This is a genomic window from Klebsiella scottii (genome assembly GCF_036561945.1).
GTDB classification, from domain to species: domain Bacteria; phylum Pseudomonadota; class Gammaproteobacteria; order Enterobacterales; family Enterobacteriaceae; genus Klebsiella; species Klebsiella scottii.
Genome location: NZ_JARXNI010000020.1, coordinates 1683457 through 1700114 on the forward strand (window position 1 = coordinate 1683457; position 16658 = coordinate 1700114).

A 16658-nucleotide genomic window follows, 5' to 3' on the forward strand; every position below is an offset into this window, starting at 1 on the left:
CGATGAGCCGCTATCTTCTAAGCCGGCTGGGCCAGAGTTTACTGGTGCTGTGGGCGGCGTTCACCCTCTCCTTCGTGCTGCTGCAGGTTCTGCCGGGCGATGCGGTGCTGATCAAGTTCCAGAATCCGGATCTTGGCCTCAGCCCGGCGCAAATTGCCGAAATGCGCCTCGCCTACGGCGCCGATAGCCCGCTGTGGCGACAGTATGTGCACAGCCTGCTGGCGATGCTGCGCGGAGATTTTGGCTACTCGCTGCAGGCGGGGATCGCGGTCAACGCGCTGCTCGCCAGCAATCTTCCGCAAACCCTGAGCCTCGCGTTTCCGGCCTTTATCGCGGCGATCGCGCTGGCGTTTACCCTCGCCTTCGCTGCGCGGCTGCCGGGGCTACGCTGGCTGAGCAACGCCCTGCAATCGCTGCCGGTGCTGTTTATCTCCCTGCCCACCTTCTGGCTCGGCATCGCCCTGATTCAGTTGTTCTCCTTCCAGCTGCGCTGGATCCCGGTGATCAACCCCAGCCCGCTACAGGGGCTGATTCTGCCGATTATTGCCGTGGCGGTGCCCATCTCCGCGCCGCTGGCGCAGATTCTGCTGCGTAGTATGGACCAGGTTGCCGCGCTGCCGTTCGTCGCCGTCGCCCGGGCCAAAGGAATGAGCGAAACCGGCGTGCTGTGGCGACACGTCATCGGTAACGCCCTGCTGCCGGTACTGAACATCGCCGGCCTGCTGCTTGGCGAACTGATCGCCGGCGCGCTCATTACCGAAACCGTATTTGGCCGCGGCGGGCTCGGGCAGCTAACCCAGCAGGCGGTGAATAATCAGGATATCGCCGTGCTGCAGGCGGTGGTGATGATCTCGGCCCTTGGCTTCGTGCTGATTAACCTGCTGGTCGATCTGCTGATGCCGCTGTTTGACCCTCGTTTGAAACCGCTTGCCGGAGGTGCTGCATGAGTCTGGTCGATTACGCCATCGCCGCCCGCCGCCGGACGTTTAGCCGGCGCAGCCTGCGCCTGCAGCCGGGGCTGTGGCTGGCCTGGGCGGTCATCGTTACCGCCGCGCTGCTGGCCGTCGCGCCGCAGCTTTTTACCTCCTGGAATCCGCTGGAAGGGATACCCGGCGCCCAGCGCCTGGCGCCTCAGGCTGGGCACTGGCTCGGCACCGACCAGCTGGGTCGCGACCTGTGGGCGCGAATTGTTTACGGCGCCGTGCACTCCCTCAGCGCGGCGCTGGCGGCGGTCGCCATCGGGCTGATCGTCGGCAGTGCGCTCGGCACCCTTGCCGGAGCCGCCGCCGGACGCGTGGAGTCGGTGGTGATGCGGCTGGTTGACGTTCTGCTGGCGATCCCTTCGCTGCTGCTGTCGCTCACGGTGATCATTATCCTCGGCTTCGGCACCGTCAACGCCGCCGTGGCCGTTGGCGTCGCCGCGATTGCCAGCTTTGCCCGCCTGGCGCGGGCGGAGGTGGTTCGCGTGCGCCATAGCGATTATGTCGAGGCGGCTTACGGCAGCGGCGGGACCTTCTTCGCCGTCTTCTGGCGACATATTTTGCCGAATTCGCTGACCGCGGTGCTGGCGTTCGCCACCCTGCAGTTCGGCCAGGCGATCCTCGCGCTCTCCACCCTGAGCTTCCTCGGCTACGGCACTCCGCCCCCCGTCCCGGAATGGGGGCTGCTGATTGCCGAAGGGCGCAACTATCTTTCAACCGCCTGGTGGCTGACCACCTTCCCCGGCGTGGCGGTCGTTGCGGTGGTGCTCGCCGCCAACCGCATCAGCCGTCAATTCAGCGGAGAACGCGCATGAACGTATTAAGCGTCGAAAACCTGCGCATCAGCTACCGCTCCCGGCAGCAGTGGCGCGAGGTCGTGCATGGCGTCAGCTTTAGCGTCAGGCGGGGCGAAATGCTGGCATTTGTCGGCGAGTCCGGCTCCGGCAAGACCACCACCGCCCAGGCGATTATCGGCCTGCTGGCGGATAACGCCCGCCGCGACGGCGGGCGGGTCATCATTAACGCCGAGGATATCAGCGGCTGGTCGGCAAAGCGGCTCGATAGCCTGCGCGGCGCGCGCATCAGCCTGGTGCCTCAGGACCCGGGCAACTCGCTGAACCCGGTGCAGACCATCGGCGCCCAGGTCGGGGAGATCCTCCGCCTGCATCAAAAGCACAGCGCCGCCGAGCGCAAGAATCAGGTGCTGGCGCTGCTGGAGAAAGTCGGCCTGAGCCATCCCGAGCAGCGCTTTAACCAGTACCCGCATCAGCTCTCCGGCGGCATGAAGCAGCGGGTACTGATCGCGATAGCCATCGCCCTGAAGCCCGATTTAATCATTGCCGACGAGCCCACCAGCGCCCTCGACGTCACGGTACAAAAGCGCATTCTCGACCTGCTCGATACCCTGCGCCGGGAATCCGGCACCGCGGTGCTGTTTGTCACCCACGATCTGGCGCTGGCGGCGCAGCGCGCCGACCGCCTGCTGGTGTTTCGCCACGGCGAAATTCAGGAGCACGGCGCTACGGCCGACGTGATCCGCGCGCCGCAGCACGCCTACACCCGCCAGCTGCTCAGCGACCTGCAGGGGCAAAGCCTGACTATCGCCCCGGCGGGCGGACGCGGGCTGGCGACGCCGGCCATCCGCCTCGAAGGCGTCAGCAAGCGCTTTTCGTTGGGCCATTCGCATCTGCAGGCGCTGGATAGCGTGAGCTTTGAGGTGCGGCGCGGCAGCACCCACGCGCTGGTCGGCGAATCCGGTTCAGGGAAAACCACCCTCGCGAGGATCCTGCTCGGTTTTGAGCGCGCCGATAGCGGCGAGATTGCCATTGACGGCATCAATGCCGGACATTTAAGCCGCGAAGCGCAGCGCCAGCTGCGGCGCAAAATTCAGTTCGTCTATCAAAACCCGTTCGCCTCGCTCGATCCGCGCCAGACGCTACTGGAAATTATCGAAGAGCCGCTGAAAAACTTTGGCCGGCTCAGCCCGACCCAGCGGCGCGCCCGCGTCGAGGCGGTTGCCGCCAGGGTTGCCCTCGCCCCCGAGCTGCTGGGACGAACCGCCCGCGAGCTCTCCGGCGGCCAGCGCCAGCGGGTGGCTATTGCCCGCGCGCTGGTGCTGGAGCCGACCATCCTGGTGCTGGATGAAGCCACCTCGGCGCTCGACGTCACGGTTCAGGCGCAAATTCTGGCCCTGCTGCAGCAGCTCCAGCAGCAGCTGGGGCTGACCTATCTGTTTATTACTCACGATCTGGCCACGGTGCGCCGCATCGCCCACAGCGTGACGGTCCTGCGCGCCGGACAGGTTGTCGAACACGGTGAGGTTAACCGTCTGTTCGCCGCGCCGCAGCACGATTACACCCGCGAGCTTATCGCCGCTATTCCCCACTTTCCACCTCAAGCAAGGAGGTTGCATGACGCGTAAACGTCTGGGCTTTTTCACCCGTCTGCTGGACGACGCGGCGCCAAAGGAGCGCTACCGCCTGGCGACCGAACAGATCCGCCACGCCGAACGTCTCGGCTTCGATAGCGCGTGGATTGCGCAGCACCATTTCCATGAGCATGAGGGCGGCCTGCCGTCACCGCTGGTGTTTCTCGCCCATGCCGCCGCGCATACCGAGCGTATTCGCCTTGGCACCGCCATCATTACCCTGCCGATGGAAAATCCGCTGCGCGTTGCCGAAGACGCGGCGGTGCTGGATCTGTTAGCAGACGGGCGGCTGGAAGTAGGCTTTGGTTCGGGCGGCACGCCGACCTCGTTTTTACCCTTTGGCCTCACCAGCGAACGGCGGGGAGAGGTCTTCGCCGAACACCTGCATCTGATCCACAGCGCCTGGCGCGGCGATTCGCTGGCCCATCCGGATAACCATCTCTACCCGCCGGCGCCGCAGCTCGCCGAGCGCATATGGATTGCCACGTTTTCCGCCGAAGGGGCGATCCGCGCGGGCCAGGCCGGGCACGGACTGATGCTCTCCCGCACCCAGCCGCGCCCCGTCGGTCAGCCGCAGCTGCCGCTGGACGCCATCCAGAATCCGATTATCGACGCCTACCTCAGCGCGCTCCCGGCGGGGGTCGCACCGAGGATCCTCGCCTCACGCACCGCGTTTGTTGCCGACAGCCGGCAGTACGCCCTGCAGGTGGCGGAGCCAGGCCTGCGTCGTCAGGCAGCGGCGCACCGCGCTGCCGGACATCAGCTTGTTGGTGACACTGTCACAGATTATCTCTCTCAGCTGGATGCCCACGTCGGCGATGTCGAACAGGTGAAGGCTTCGCTGGCGCAGGATAGCGTGCTGGCGCGGGTGACCGATATTTCGTTCCAGGTCCACTCCGTTGAACCTTCGCATCGCGACACGCTGCGTTCCATTGAGCTGATCGCTCAGCATATTGCCCCGCAACTACAGTAAGGAGTCACCATGACACTGAGTCAGGATATTTTGGCTGAGCTGGCCGATATTGCCCCGGATTCCGCATTGGCCCAGGCCCGAGCCGTGCGCGATGCAGCCACCCGCCATGCCCAGGGCAGCTATGAAACGCTGTTCGGCCAGGAGGAGGAGGATTTCCCCCTGAACGAGCGCTTTGCGGTCGCGGCGAAGGTGGCCAAGCTGCACCAGGCCGACGCCCTCGCCGCCCACTACGCCGGATTTGGTCTTGCCGACCCGACCTCGCCGCGGCTGATCCCCGCGCTGGGGTTTGCCCGCCTGCTGACCTTTACCCCGATTGAGGCCACGCCTGCGGCGCTGCAGACGTTAACTCACGCCGGCTGGAGCCTGCGGGCGGTGGTCACCCTCGCCCAGCTGATCGCCTTTGTGAGCTTCCAGAGCCGGCTGATCGCCGGGCTGCGGCTGCTAAACGGTAAGCCGGTGGTCAGCGCGGAGACGCCGGTGGTTGCCGGCTTCTGGCATACCGCGCCGCAGACGGTCAGCGGTAAGCGTGCGCCGGTGCACTTCACCCGCGACGAGCTGAGCTGGGAACCGTGGATCGCCGCCAAACCGCTGGACGAATTCAGCGCAGCCGAACAGGGTATTCTGGCGAAATATGGCCACAGCGACTCGCCCTACTTTCGCCTGCTTGCCCGCAACCAGCCGCTGCTGGAGCAGCGCACGCTAACCGACAAGGGCATCTTCTACACGCCGGGCGGGCTACCGCGCGCGGAAAGGGAGCTGGCGGCTACGGTGGCCAGCAAAGTTAACGGCTGTATTTATTGCGCGTCGGTGCACGCCCGCAAGGCGGCCCAGCTGGCAAAAGAGGCGACGGCGGTGGAAACGCTGCTGGCGGTAACGCCGGGCGATAATCTCAGCGACGGCCAGTCGGCGCGCTGGCAGGCGGAAATTGATTTTGCCGCGGCGATCTCGGTCACCCCGTCGGCGCTCGGCCCCGGTCATCTGGCCGCCGTTGAACGCCAGGGGCTCGATACCCTCGCCCAGCTCGACCTGCTGCAATCCGCCGCATTTTTCGCCTGGGCAAATCGCCTGATGCTGACCCTCGGCGAGCCGTTTGCGGATTGAGTCATCAGCCCTGCGCGCCGCGATAAGAATGGCGCGCAGCGGCTAGCGAAGGCTGCGCTGATAGCGGGCGTAAATCAGCAGCGAACTCATGGCCAGGAAGGAGAGCCCGGCGGCCGGCAGCGCAACCGAGCTCCAGCCAAAGCCCAACGTCAGCATCATTCCGCCGCACAGGGCGCCAATCGCGCTGCCGAGGTTAAACGCAATCTGTCCCCCCGCCGCCCCCAGCATCTCCCCGCCGCGGGCGTTTTGCAGCAACAGGATTTGCAGCGGCGCCGCCAGCGCAAACAGACCGGTACAGCAGATAAAGGCCAGCAGCAGCGCCGCCGGTGGACGATCGCCGAAGATAAACATCAGCAGCAGCACCACGGCGATCGTGCCGTCAGTGGCGGCGGCAATACGCAAGGGGCTAAAGCGGGAGGAAATTTTGCCGCTGAGCACGTTGCCCAGCACCATCCCCAGGCCAACCAGCATCATAATAAAGATGATCGCGCCTTCGGAAAAACCGGCAACGTTAATCATAAACGGCTTGATATAGCTGAACCACGCAAATACGCCGGCGTTGCCAAACAGCGTGGCGGCAAATATCAGCCACGGCGCGGGGGATTTTAAAAAGTAAAACTGTTCGCGTAATCGCGTCGCGGATTTATCAAATAGCGTCGGCACCCAGCGGATAATAGACAGAAATACCGCGACGTTAAATATAGACAGAGCCAGGAAAGTGTCGCGCCAGCTAAACTGGTGGCCGATCCAGGTGCCGGCAGGCACGCCAATGAGATTCGCTACCGTCATCCCGCCTATCATCCCGGCGACCGCCGCGGTGACTTTTCCCGGTGGGGCAATTTTCGACAGGATAATCGCGCCAACGCCAAAAAAAGCGCCGTGGGGAAAACCGGAGACCAGCCGGCCGACCGCCAGCATGGAATAGCTCGAAGAAAAGGCAAAAACGGCATTACCAATAACGCTGAGCGCGACCAGAAATAGCATGATCGATTTTAACGAAAAGCGGCTTGAGACCAGCGCCATCACCGGGGCGCCGATCACCACCCCGCAGGCGTAATAAGAGATCATATTTCCGGCGACGGGGATCGATATTCCCACGTCGTGGGCCACTTCCGGCAGTACGCCCATAATGCCAAATTCCGCCATACCCAGACCAAAGGTGCCAAGCGCTAACGAAAAAATAGTTTTTTTCATACTTCTGAACCTTAAATAATACAGGCTTGCCCAGGCCCCAGGCGGGCGAGACGGCAGGCCGGGCAACGTGGCAAACAGGTCAATCCCTGGCGGTATAACCCTTTGTTTTTACTTTCGGTCGGCATTATTGACCATTCGACGGCGGCAGGCCAGCCAAAAACGTAAAGTGACATTTTTATCCATATAACGGCGCGATAGCTGCATGAATATCTCCTCCGTTGCTTAATTAACGCCCCGCGCGGCGATTAATATTTTCCGCCGGCCGCTGGCGCGGTTATTACACTTCATAGTAAAGCGCTCACCCTGGCGCGATAGACGACGGAGAAGAGCTCATGGGAAACAAGAAAAAAAGCAAAGCCATCGATCGCGTCGGTAAAACCGAGCCGCTCAGCGATAAAGAGTATGAAAAAGCGCTGCGCAAGCTGCACGTTGAGCTGGTCAAGCTGCAGCTGTGGGTCGTCAGCCAGGGGCTGAAGGTCTGTATCGTGTTTGAAGGTCGGGATGGCGCCGGGAAAGGCGGCACCATCAAAGCCATCACCGAGCGGGTCAGCCCGCGCGTGTTTCGGGTTGTCGCCCTGCCGGCGCCCACCGAGCGCGAGAAGAGCCAGCTCTACTATCAGCGCTATATTCCCTTTTTACCCGCCGCCGGAGAGATAGCGATCTTCGACCGCAGCTGGTACAACCGCGCCGGCGTCGAGCGGGTGATGGGCTTTTGTACCCCCGAACAGACCGACAAATTCCTCGAAGGCGCGCCGATGGTCGAACGGGCCATGGTGGAATCGGGGATCATTTTGCTGAAATACTGGCTTGAAGTTACCCCGGAGGAGCAGGAGCGCCGCCTGCGCGACCGCATCAACGACGGACGCAAAATCTGGAAGCTGTCGCCAATGGACATCAAGTCGTTTAACCGCTGGGACGACTACACTGCCGCCCGGGACGCGATGTTCGCCGCCACCGATACCGCCTGGGCGCCGTGGTTTGTCGCCCGCTCGGAGGAGAAGAAGCGCGTTCGCCTGAATATCATTACCCACCTGCTGACGCAGATCCCCTACAAGAACCCGCATATCGAGCCGGTTAAATTGCCCAAACGCAAAACGGGCAAGGCCAAATCCATCGAATACCCCTTCCGTTTTATCAAGGAACACTTCTAGCCTCTCCCGCTGGCTCCCGCTGGCTCCCGCTGGCTCCCGCACCGGCGGGAGCCTCACCACCGCTACCCGTAATGGCGGGCACAGATGGCACAATCCGCTCTTTACCTCAGGTTAACCTGAGGTATTACCGTTGTCGGCAGAGCAAAACGACCAATAAGGAGCAGCGCTATGCAGGAAGTTGACAGCGGTTTTACCCACGTAGCCTTTATGGTTCGCGATCTGCAAAAGAGTATCGATTTTTATAGCCGCTACACCGCGATGCAGGTGATCCACCGGCGTTCGCCCGATCTGCCTTCCGCCCGCCACGTGGCCTGGCTGAGCGACCGCACCCGCCCGTTCGCGCTGGTGCTGGTGCAGACGGATAGCCACACCGATACCACGCTTGGGCCGTTCGGTCATCTCGGGGTCGCGTGCGCGACGCGGCAGGAGATCGATGAAAAAACCGCGATGGCGCGTCGGGAGGGAGTGCTGCGCAGCGAGCCTGAACAGCTCGGCGAGCCGGTGGGCTACTACGTATTCTTCGCCGACCCGGATGGCAATACCCTCGAGCTCTCTTACGGCCAGCGCGTGGGTCTGGAGGTCATGCGCGGCAAAGGCTAAAAAAATGGCGCGACATCGGTCGCGCCATCCACAATTCAGCGGCAGGCCTATTTCATCCCCTGCGAACTCTCTTTCTTCGCTTCCAGACGTTCGACATCGCGGTACCAGCGCGGATGGTGCTTTTTCGCCCAACGGCGGCTCACCTTGCCTTCAACCATGCCCTTAATCGACCCTTTCACCCAGAACGCCATATACATATGGATCAGGATGGCGTGGATCAGCACAATCGCCGACGCCGCGTGGATCAGCAGGCCGTAGCGAATGACCTGAATCGGGAAATAGTGGGCAAAGTACGGCCGCCAGATAATCACCCCGCTCACCAGCAGCACAAAAATCATGCTCATAATGGTCCAGAACATCATCTTCTGCCCGGCGTTATATTTCCCAACCCGCGCCACCTTGTGCTCGTTGCCTTTCAGCACCTCAACAATCCCCTTCAGCCACGGAATATCCTGCCTGTCGGGGATGTTGTGGTGCACAAAACGGACGAACATAAACATCAGGGCGATAAAAATCACCACCCCGAAGAAGGGATGCAGGATGCGTCCCATCTGCGGCGTACCGAAGGTTTCCGTCAGCCACTGCAGGGTCGGAAAGAAGAACGCGATCCCGGAGAGTGAAACCAGAAAGAAGCAGATAACCACCGTCCAGTGACAGGCGCGGTCGATAAACTTCGTACGCACAATCATCTTCGAATTACTCATCATGTTGCTCCTCATCGTCATCCACTTCCTTGTTCGGCCCGATCCCGATGTAGTGATAAATCAGCCCGGCAAAGGTGGCGACAAAGCCCAGCGCCGAGAGCGGCTTCAGCGCCCCTTTCCACAGATTGATGCTGGTATCGATTGTCGGGTCGTTCGGCAGCTTGTGGTACAGCTCCGGCTGGTCGGCGTGATGCAGCACGTACATCACGTGCGTGCCGCCAACGCGCGGCGGGTTGTACACCCCGGCGTGCGGATAGCCGCGCGCCTTCAGCTTGTTGACCCGCTCCTGCGCCACCTCCAGCATCTCTTTCTTGCTGCCGAAATGGATAGCGCCGGTCGGACAGGTTTTTACGCAGGCCGGCTCCTGGCCCACGCTAACGCGGTCAACGCACAGCGTGCATTTATAGACCCGGTTATCCTCTTTATTGAGGCGCGGGACGTTAAACGGACAGCCGGCGATGCAGTAGCCGCAGCCGATACAGTTTTCCTGCTGGAAGTCGACGATGCCGTTAGCGTACTGAATAATCGCCCCGGCGGAGGGGCATGCCTTCAGGCAGCCCGGATCTTCGCAGTGCATGCAGCCGTCTTTACGAATCAGCCACTCCAGCCTGCCGTTCTGTTCGGTTTCGCTAAAGCGCATCACCGTCCAGGATTTAGCGCTGAGATCCGCCGGGTTATCGTAAACCCCGACGCAGTGCCCCACTTCATCGCGGATATCATTCCACTCGGAACAGGCCACCTGGCAGGCCTTACAGCCCACGCAGGATGAAACATCGATAAGCTTGGCGACTTCCGCCTTAAAGTCCCGCGCGCGGGGCGCGGGAGTCATAGGGTTAGTCGCGGAGCGTTTAATAATGTCCTGTGTTTCCATCGCCATTGAATCGCCCCTTACGCTTTCTCGATGTTGACCAGAAACGCCTTATACTCCGGCGTTTGCGAATTGGAATCGCCGACGTTCGGCGTCAGGGTATTGGCGATGTAGCCCTTACGGGCCACCCCTTCAAAGCCCCAGTGCAGCGGAATTCCGACGGTTTCCACCTGCTGGCCGTTGACGTTGAGGGTCCGCAGGCGGCGGGTCACCACCGCCACCGCGCGAATAAAGCCGCGCATGCTGCTGACCGTCACGCGATCGCCGTTGGCAATCCCCTTGGCTTTCGCCAGCCCCTCGCTGATTTCGACGAACTGTTCCGGCTGCGCGATGGCGTTAAGCCGCGCGTGCTTGGTCCAGGTGTGGAAGTGCTCGGTCAGGCGATAGGTCGTGCCGACGTACGGGAACCTATCTTTCTTACCTAAACGCACGGCATCCTCTTCGTACAGACGCACCACCGGACTGGAGATAACGTTCGGGTGCAGCGGGTTGGTGCCCAGCGGCGTCTCCATCGGCTCGTAGTGCTCGGGGAACGGACCTTCCGCCAGCTTATCCAGCGCAAACAGACGGCCGAGGCCCTCCTGCTGCATGATAAACGGACCGGTTTTGCTCCCCGGCGGCGCGGTGTTGAAGTCCGGAATGTCGTTACCGACCCACTTAGCGCCGTTCCACTGGATCAGCATCCGTTTCGCATCCCACGGCCTGCCGTTGATATCCGCCGACGCGCGGTTATAGAGCACGCGGCGGTTCAGCGGCCACGCCCACGCCCAGCCCAGCGTGTTGCCAAGGCCCGACGGGTCCGCGTTGTCGCGGTTGGCCATCTGGTTGCCCTGCTCGGTCCAGCTGCCGGTATAAATCCAGCAGGAGGATGAGGTTGAACCGTCATCGCGCAGCAGCGCGAAGCTGTCCAGCAGCTGGCCTTTTTTCGCCACCAGCGCGCCGCTGGCGTCATAGAGATCCGCCAGCGCGTAGCCGTTGTTCTCTTTCGCCACCTCTTCCGATTCCGGGTGGTCCGGCCGTTTGTAGTTCCAGCCCATCTGCAGCAGCGGCTCGGCGCCCTTACCGCCCTCGGCGCGGTACATTTCGCGCAGACGGTGGTAGATACCGGCGAGGATTTCGCCGTCGTTGCGCGCTTCGCCCGGCGCATCCTGGCCTTTCCAGTGCCACTGCAGCCAGCGTCCGGAGTTGGCGATGGAGCCATCCTCTTCGGCAAAGCAGGTGGACGGCAGGCGGAAGACTTCCGTCTGGATCGCCGCCGGGTCGACGTCGTTGGACTCGCCGTGGTTCTGCCAGAAGACGGAGGTTTCGGTCACCAGCGGATCGATAACCACCATGTACTTCAGCTTGCTGAGGCTGCGCACCACCTTGTTTTTGTCCGGGAAGGACGCCACCGGGTTAAAGCCCTGACAGATGTAGCCGTTAACTTTGCCGCTATCCATCATATTGAAGTATTTGATGACGTCGTAGGCCTGATCCCATTTCGGTAACCAGTTAAAGCCCCAGTCGTTCTCCTGGCGCGCTGCGTCGCCGTAGAAGGATTTCATCAGGCTGACGAAGAACTTAGGATAGTTACCCCAGTAGTTCACCTGCTCATCCAGCGTCGCTTTTGGCGTGTTGGCCTGCAGGTAGCTTTGCAGATCCGTCTGCTTTTCCGACGGCAGCGTCAGATAGCCGCTCAGGCTGGTCGACAGCAGCCCGAGGTCGGTCAGCCCCTGGATATTGGAGTGTCCGCGCAGGGCGTTCACTCCGCCGCCCGCCATCCCCATATTGCCGAGCAGCAGCTGGATCATCGCCATAGTGCGGATGTTCTGCGCCCCGACGGTGTGCTGCGTCCAGCCCAGCGCGTAGAGGAAGGTTGTGGTGCGATCCGCCGCGCTGGTGGAGGCCAGCACTTCGCACACCTTGAGGAAGTCCGCTTTCGGCGTCCCGCAGATGTTCTCCACCACGTCCGGCGTATAGCGGGAGACGTGCTGTTTCAACAGGTTCCAGACGCAGCGCGGGTGGGTCAGGGTTTCATCGCGTTTCGCAAAGCCGTTCTCATCAAACTGGTAGTTCCAGGAGGACTTATCGTACTGGCGTTTTTCAGCGTCATAGCCGCTGAACAGGCCGTCATCGAAGGCAAAATCATCGCGCACCAGCAGGTTAGCGTTGGTGTAATGCTGCACGTATTCGGCGTTAATTTTGTTGTTTTCAATCAGGTACAGCAGCACCCCCGACAGGAAAGTGATGTCGGTACCGGAGCGGATCGGCGCATAGATATCGGCCACCGATGCCGTACGCGTAAAGCGCGGATCGACGACGATAAGCGTCGCGTCGTTGCTGTTCTTCGCTTCTAACGCCCAGCGGAATCCCACCGGATGCGCTTCTGCGGCGTTGCCGCCCATCACCATCACGACGTTAGCGTTTTTGATATCAACCCAGTGGTTGGTCATCGCACCGCGACCAAATGTTGGAGCAAGACTTGCTACCGTTGGTCCGTGTCAGACGCGCGCCTGGTTGTCTACCGCCAGCATGCCGAGAGAGCGAACAAACTTCTGCGTCAGCATGCCGGTTTCATTACTCGCCGCGGATGCGCACAGCATCCCGGTGGAAAGCCAGCGGTTAACCGTTACGCCCTGTTCGTTGTTCTCAATAAAGTTAGCGTCACGGTCGGCTTTCATTAATTTGGCAATGCGCTCGAAGGCGTCATCCCACGAAATACGCTGCCACCTGTCGGAACCCGGCGCGCGATATTCCGGGTAGCGCAGGCGGTTTTCGCTGTGCACGTAGTCCAGCAAACCGGCCCCTTTCGGGCACAACGCGCCGCGGCTCACCGGATGATCCGGGTCCCCTTCGATATGATAAATCGCTTCTTTCGCGTTCTTCGCGCCGTCGCCCAGGCTATACATTAATAGCCCGCAGCCCACGGAGCAGTATGTGCAGGTGTTGCGGATCTCTTTGGCGCGCAATAGCTTATAGCTACGCGCCTGAGCCAGCGCCATTTTGGGTGCAAAACCCAGGGCAGCAGCTGTTGTTCCGGCCATACCGCCTGCGCAGATTTTGAAAAACTTTCTGCGGCTGACGTCCATTGATTTTCTCCATGCAGGAATTTTGTTCATTGCGGAGGGGAAACTAACAGCAATGACCCTGTTTTTATTGCGTCAAATCAATGTCGAAAACGCTCGCCCCCTTAATAGTCAGGCCTCGCGAGTTTAATTACCTCCTTAGTATTAACCGCTGATGAAAATATCGGCCTCGCGGAATAGAAAAGTGTTATAAATCCAAGCTGAACTGCTATTGGCATCAGGTTTAAGATGGAAAAGAAGAAGGCAACATTAACCGGACTGGTGGCTATTGTGCTGTGGAGCACGATGGTCGGTTTGATTCGCGGAGTGAGTGAAGGGTTAGGCCCGGTGGGCGGCGCGGCAATGATCTACAGCCTGAGCGGTATTTTGCTGGTGTTTACCGTCGGTTTCCCGCAGCTGCGTCAGATCCCGCGCCGCTATTTACTGGCCGGCAGCCTGCTGTTTGTCAGCTATGAAATCTGCCTCGCGCTTTCGCTGGGCTTTGCCGGCACCCGCCAGCAGGCGATCGAAGTGGGTATGGTCAACTATCTGTGGCCCAGCCTGACGATTTTATTCGCCATTCTCTTTAATCAGCAGAAAAGCACCTGGCTGGTTATTCCCGGCTTATTTATTGCGCTGTTTGGCGTCGTTTGGGTATTAGGCGGTGAGCACGGCCTGAATAGCGATGAAATTATCAGCAACGTCGTCTCCAGCCCCCTGAGCTATATTCTGGCGTTCGTCGGCGCCTTTATCTGGGCGGCCTATTGCACGGTGACCGCCAAATATGCGAAGGGCAAAAACGGCATCACCCTGTTTGTATTATTAACGGCCCTGACCCTGTGGCTGAAATTCCTGTTCAGCGAGCAGCCGCCGATGGTCTTTAGCTGGCCGGTGGTTATCAAGCTGGTGATGGTCGCGGTGGCGCTGGGGCTGGCCTATGCGGCGTGGAACGTGGGAATTCTGCACGGCAACGTCAGCCTGCTGGCGGCGGCATCGTACTTTACGCCGGTGCTCTCATCCGCGCTGGCGGCGGTGCTGCTGAGCGCGTCCCTCTCGTGGTCGTTCTGGCAGGGAGCCGGCATGGTATGCGCCGGCTCCCTGCTCTGCTGGTACGCGACCCGCCGCTAGCCTCCCCGCTGGCGGCGCTCAACGTTGGCGTACCTGCGGCCGCGACAGGCGCCGGGCCGCAAAGGAGCTCTCTCTTCGGCTATAGGGCGCCATTCACCGGCGGCGCTTTCCCCAGGCTGCGCCAGATCCCTACCGCCAGCAGCAGCAGCAGGACGCCGGCGGTCGCCAGGACGATACTGTGGGCGCTGATAAACGCCGTTTTGGCCGCCTCAACCAGCGCATGGGCCGGAATAGCGGGCATCGACTGGGCCAGCTTTATCGCCTCGCTGATAGAGGATGCGGCCTGCGCCGCCGCGCCGCCGTCGACGCCGGTCGGCAACACAATCGACGAGCTGTAGCTGCGGGTCAGGATCAGGCCAAATAGCGCAATGCCCAGCCCGGCGCCGAGCTCGTAGGCCATCGTTTCAATCGCTCCCGCCGCGGCCGCCTTCTCTTTTGGCGCGGCGGCCATAATCGCCGAGCTGGAGGCCAGCAGCGCGCTGGCAACGCTGAAGCCAAGCAGGGTCATCAGCCCCCACGCCAGCCACGGCTGGCTGCTGAAGTCGGTCAACGACAGTCCGAGGAAGCTGAACGCGCTCAGCAGCATCCCGCCGGTGGCCACCTGGCGCAGGCCGAGACGCGAGACCATCATCCCGGCGATCGGCCCGCTAAATCCGCTTGCCACCATCAGCGGCAGCATAAACAGCCCGGCCTCAAACGGCGTTTTACCGTGCACAAACTGCAGCTCCTGCGCCATCAGCAGCTCGAAACCCACCAGCGTAATCAGCGCCGTCATCGCCATCATCACGCCGCTTAAAATAATGCGGTGCGTGAAGAGGCGCATATCCACCATCGGCCTCGCCGATGAGAGCTGCCGGCGCACGAAGGAGAACAGCATCCCCGCCCCGGCAAGGGCCACCAGCCCGGTGATCCACAGCTCAAGCTGCCCTTTCAGCGCCGTTTTGGCGCTAAAGACCAGCATCAGGATCGCCGTAATCAGCATCAACGCCTGCAGCATATTCAGCGGCTGCTCGCGTCGCGCGGGCTGGCGAGGCACCATCCGCGCGCTGAAGGCCATGACCACCAGCACGATGGGGACGTTGAGCAGGAATACCGATCCCCAGTAGAAATGTTCCAGCAGCATTCCGCCCACCAGCGGGCCGAAAGCCGCGCCGCCGGAGCCAATCGCCGCCCACAGGCCCAACGCCATATTGCGGTGGCGGGCTTCGGCAAAGGTGTTACGAATGCCGGCCAGCGTCGCCGGGACAATCATCGCGGCGCCGATGGCCAGCAGCGCCCGGGAGGCAATCAGCGCCATCGCGCTGGGGGAAAAGGCCGCCGCCAGCGATGCGAGGCCGAAAATTCCGCTGCCGAGCAGCAGCAGGCGCTTAAAGCCGATTTTGTCGCCAAGCGCGCCCATCGGCAGCACCATGCCGGCCATCACTAATGAATAGATATCAATGATCCACAGCAGCTCGTTGCTGCTGGTACTCAAGGATACGCTAAGCGTTGGCGCCGCCACGTGCAGCACCGTGGCATCGATCGCCACTGGAAGATAAACCAGCAAAATCGCTATTAGCGTTAACCATTGCCGAGACATACTACATTTCCTCAATTAACTAAATTGGACACGCGTCCAGGATTGCGATCCTGCCGGATTGTTGAACGACTGTCCAACTTTTTGTTACTATCAATGAAAACCACTGCACGGCGGGAGAATATGAACTATTTAAGTCGGGAAGATCGTCGGGAAGTTATCCTGCAGGCGGCGATGCGCGTGGCCCTGCGCGGCGGCCTTGGCGCGATGACCGTCCGGCAAATAGCCAGCGAGGCCGGCGTTGCTACCGGGCAGCTGCACCACCACTTCACCTCCATCGGCGAGCTTAAGGCCCACGCCTTCGTCCAGCTGATTCGGGATATGCTGGCCATCCAGCTGGTTGATGACGCGGCAAGCTGGAACGAGCGTCTGTTTTCGATGCTGGGCAGCGAAGATGGCCGACTGGAGCCGTACATTCGCCTGTGGCGCGAGGGGCAGCTGCTTTCCAGCAGCGATCGCGATATCAAAGCGGCCTACCTGCTCACCATGAGCCTGTGGCACGAAGAGACGGTCAACATTATTCAGCACGGAACCGCGGCCGGGGAGTTTCACCCGGGCGATAGCGCGGAGAATATTGCGTGGCGGCTCATCGCCCTCGTCTGCGGATTAGACGGTATTTACGCGCTGGGAATGAAAGAGATTGATGACGCTGCCTTTAGTCGATATATAAACTATTATATAACGATGGAGCTTTTTCGCCCTTCCTGAATAACCGGCAGGCCCGACGTCTCCCGCCCGCGCGGGTGGGAGACGGTTCACCCAGCGCGGCCCTCCTGCTGATGCGGCCAGCAGCGCCCTTTCATGCAACATATTATTTACATTTTGTAACAAATAACAACCCTCTATTCGCCGCGTGTTTTCTTCTGCACCGTTTTTTTTATCTATTCTTTCAAACATTACAATAATTAAAA

At 61.0% G+C, this 16658-nt stretch carries 14 protein-coding genes; 9 read left to right on the top strand and 5 right to left on the bottom strand.

Annotation, left to right across the window (positions count from 1 at the left end; genetic code table 11):
- Nucleotides 1–2 precede the first annotated feature (2 nt).
- Genes QFI97_RS15580 through QFI97_RS15600 form a run of 5 tightly spaced genes read left to right on the top strand, consistent with a single transcriptional unit; the run spans nt 3 to nt 5482 of the window.
- Nucleotides 3–947, top strand: coding sequence for an ABC transporter permease (locus QFI97_RS15580; protein ID WP_346431533.1), 945 nt, complete (start codon nt 3–5; stop codon nt 945–947).
- Complete coding sequence (locus tag QFI97_RS15585; RefSeq protein ID WP_346431534.1) at nt 944–1795, top strand: ABC transporter permease; 852 nt, start codon at nt 944–946, stop codon at nt 1793–1795. Before QFI97_RS15580 ends, QFI97_RS15585 begins: the two co-directional genes overlap by 4 nt.
- Nucleotides 1792–3402: a dipeptide ABC transporter ATP-binding protein gene (locus QFI97_RS15590; protein ID WP_346431535.1), complete on the top strand. Its 1611-nt coding sequence runs from the start codon at nt 1792–1794 to the stop codon at nt 3400–3402. The genes QFI97_RS15585 and QFI97_RS15590 overlap by 4 nt, the downstream gene beginning before the upstream one ends.
- Complete coding sequence (locus QFI97_RS15595; protein ID WP_095097693.1) at nt 3392–4381, top strand: putative FMN-dependent luciferase-like monooxygenase; 990 nt, start codon at nt 3392–3394, stop codon at nt 4379–4381. The genes QFI97_RS15590 and QFI97_RS15595 overlap by 11 nt, the downstream gene beginning before the upstream one ends.
- 9 nt (nt 4382–4390) lie before the next feature.
- Nucleotides 4391–5482 (top strand): alkylhydroperoxidase domain protein, encoded by a 1092-nt coding sequence (locus tag QFI97_RS15600; protein WP_346431536.1) that lies wholly within the window; start codon nt 4391–4393, stop codon nt 5480–5482.
- 42 nt (nt 5483–5524) lie between these two features.
- Here the strand turns inward: QFI97_RS15600 and araJ are convergent, their stop codons facing one another.
- Complete coding sequence (gene araJ / locus QFI97_RS15605) at nt 5525–6676, bottom strand: MFS transporter AraJ (protein WP_095097687.1); 1152 nt, start codon at nt 6674–6676, stop codon at nt 5525–5527.
- A gap of 332 nt (nt 6677–7008) precedes the next feature.
- On the opposite strand from araJ, the gene ppk2 reads away from it, so the two are divergent.
- Nucleotides 7009–7827, top strand: a complete 819-nt coding sequence (gene ppk2, locus QFI97_RS15610) for a polyphosphate kinase 2 (protein ID WP_346431537.1) — start codon at nt 7009–7011, stop codon at nt 7825–7827.
- Nucleotides 7828–7995: 168 nt separating this feature from the next.
- Nucleotides 7996–8427 (top strand): VOC family protein, encoded by a 432-nt coding sequence (locus QFI97_RS15615; RefSeq protein WP_346431538.1) that lies wholly within the window; start codon nt 7996–7998, stop codon nt 8425–8427.
- A 47-nt stretch (nt 8428–8474) separates the two neighbouring features.
- On the opposite strand, the gene fdnI is transcribed toward QFI97_RS15615, so the two are convergent.
- The 3 genes from fdnI to fdnG are packed head-to-tail and all read right to left on the bottom strand — an operon-like array spanning nt 8475 to nt 13067.
- Nucleotides 8475–9131: a formate dehydrogenase-N subunit gamma gene (gene fdnI, locus QFI97_RS15620; RefSeq protein WP_346432097.1), complete on the bottom strand. Its 657-nt coding sequence runs from the start codon at nt 9129–9131 to the stop codon at nt 8475–8477.
- Nucleotides 9124–10008, bottom strand: coding sequence for a formate dehydrogenase subunit beta (gene fdxH, locus QFI97_RS15625; protein ID WP_346431539.1), 885 nt, complete (start codon nt 10006–10008; stop codon nt 9124–9126). The genes fdnI and fdxH overlap by 8 nt, the downstream gene beginning before the upstream one ends.
- An 11-nt stretch (nt 10009–10019) precedes the next feature.
- Nucleotides 10020–13067, bottom strand: coding sequence for a formate dehydrogenase-N subunit alpha (fdnG, locus tag QFI97_RS15630; protein WP_346431540.1), 3048 nt, complete (start codon nt 13065–13067; stop codon nt 10020–10022).
- A 225-nt stretch (nt 13068–13292) separates the two neighbouring features.
- On the opposite strand from fdnG, the gene yddG reads away from it, so the two are divergent.
- Nucleotides 13293–14171: an aromatic amino acid DMT transporter YddG gene (gene yddG / locus QFI97_RS15635; protein WP_095097668.1), complete on the top strand. Its 879-nt coding sequence runs from the start codon at nt 13293–13295 to the stop codon at nt 14169–14171.
- A gap of 79 nt (nt 14172–14250) precedes the next feature.
- Here yddG and QFI97_RS15640 read toward each other — a convergent pair whose 3' ends face one another.
- Entirely contained in the window at nt 14251–15750 is a 1500-nt protein-coding gene (locus QFI97_RS15640; RefSeq protein ID WP_346431541.1) for a SmvA family efflux MFS transporter, read from the bottom strand.
- A 120-nt stretch (nt 15751–15870) separates the two neighbouring features.
- On the opposite strand from QFI97_RS15640, the gene QFI97_RS15645 reads away from it, so the two are divergent.
- On the top strand, nt 15871–16455 hold the full coding sequence (locus QFI97_RS15645) for a TetR family transcriptional regulator (protein WP_346431542.1): 585 nt from the start codon (nt 15871–15873) through the stop codon (nt 16453–16455).
- The last annotated feature ends 203 nt before the right edge of the window (nt 16456–16658 follow it).

Excerpts from the sequence above, each read along its gene's own strand:
- QFI97_RS15580 (WP_346431533.1), top strand. The coding sequence starts at position 3 with ATGAGCCGCTATCTTCTAAGCCGGCTGGGCCAGAGTTTACTGGTGCTG.
- QFI97_RS15585 (WP_346431534.1), top strand. The coding sequence starts at position 944 with ATGAGTCTGGTCGATTACGCCATCGCCGCCCGCCGCCGGACGTTTAGC.
- QFI97_RS15590 (WP_346431535.1), top strand. The coding sequence starts at position 1,792 with ATGAACGTATTAAGCGTCGAAAACCTGCGCATCAGCTACCGCTCCCGG.
- QFI97_RS15595 (WP_095097693.1), top strand. The coding sequence starts at position 3,392 with ATGACGCGTAAACGTCTGGGCTTTTTCACCCGTCTGCTGGACGACGCG.
- QFI97_RS15600 (WP_346431536.1), top strand. The coding sequence starts at position 4,391 with ATGACACTGAGTCAGGATATTTTGGCTGAGCTGGCCGATATTGCCCCG.
- araJ (WP_095097687.1), bottom strand. The coding sequence starts at position 6,676 with ATGAAAAAAACTATTTTTTCGTTAGCGCTTGGCACCTTTGGTCTGGGT.
- ppk2 (WP_346431537.1), top strand. The coding sequence starts at position 7,009 with ATGGGAAACAAGAAAAAAAGCAAAGCCATCGATCGCGTCGGTAAAACC.
- QFI97_RS15615 (WP_346431538.1), top strand. The coding sequence starts at position 7,996 with ATGCAGGAAGTTGACAGCGGTTTTACCCACGTAGCCTTTATGGTTCGC.
- fdnI (WP_346432097.1), bottom strand. The coding sequence starts at position 9,131 with ATGAGTAATTCGAAGATGATTGTGCGTACGAAGTTTATCGACCGCGCC.
- fdxH (WP_346431539.1), bottom strand. The coding sequence starts at position 10,008 with ATGGCGATGGAAACACAGGACATTATTAAACGCTCCGCGACTAACCCT.
- yddG (WP_095097668.1), top strand. The coding sequence starts at position 13,293 with ATGGAAAAGAAGAAGGCAACATTAACCGGACTGGTGGCTATTGTGCTG.
- QFI97_RS15640 (WP_346431541.1), bottom strand. The coding sequence starts at position 15,750 with ATGTCTCGGCAATGGTTAACGCTAATAGCGATTTTGCTGGTTTATCTT.
- QFI97_RS15645 (WP_346431542.1), top strand. The coding sequence starts at position 15,871 with ATGAACTATTTAAGTCGGGAAGATCGTCGGGAAGTTATCCTGCAGGCG.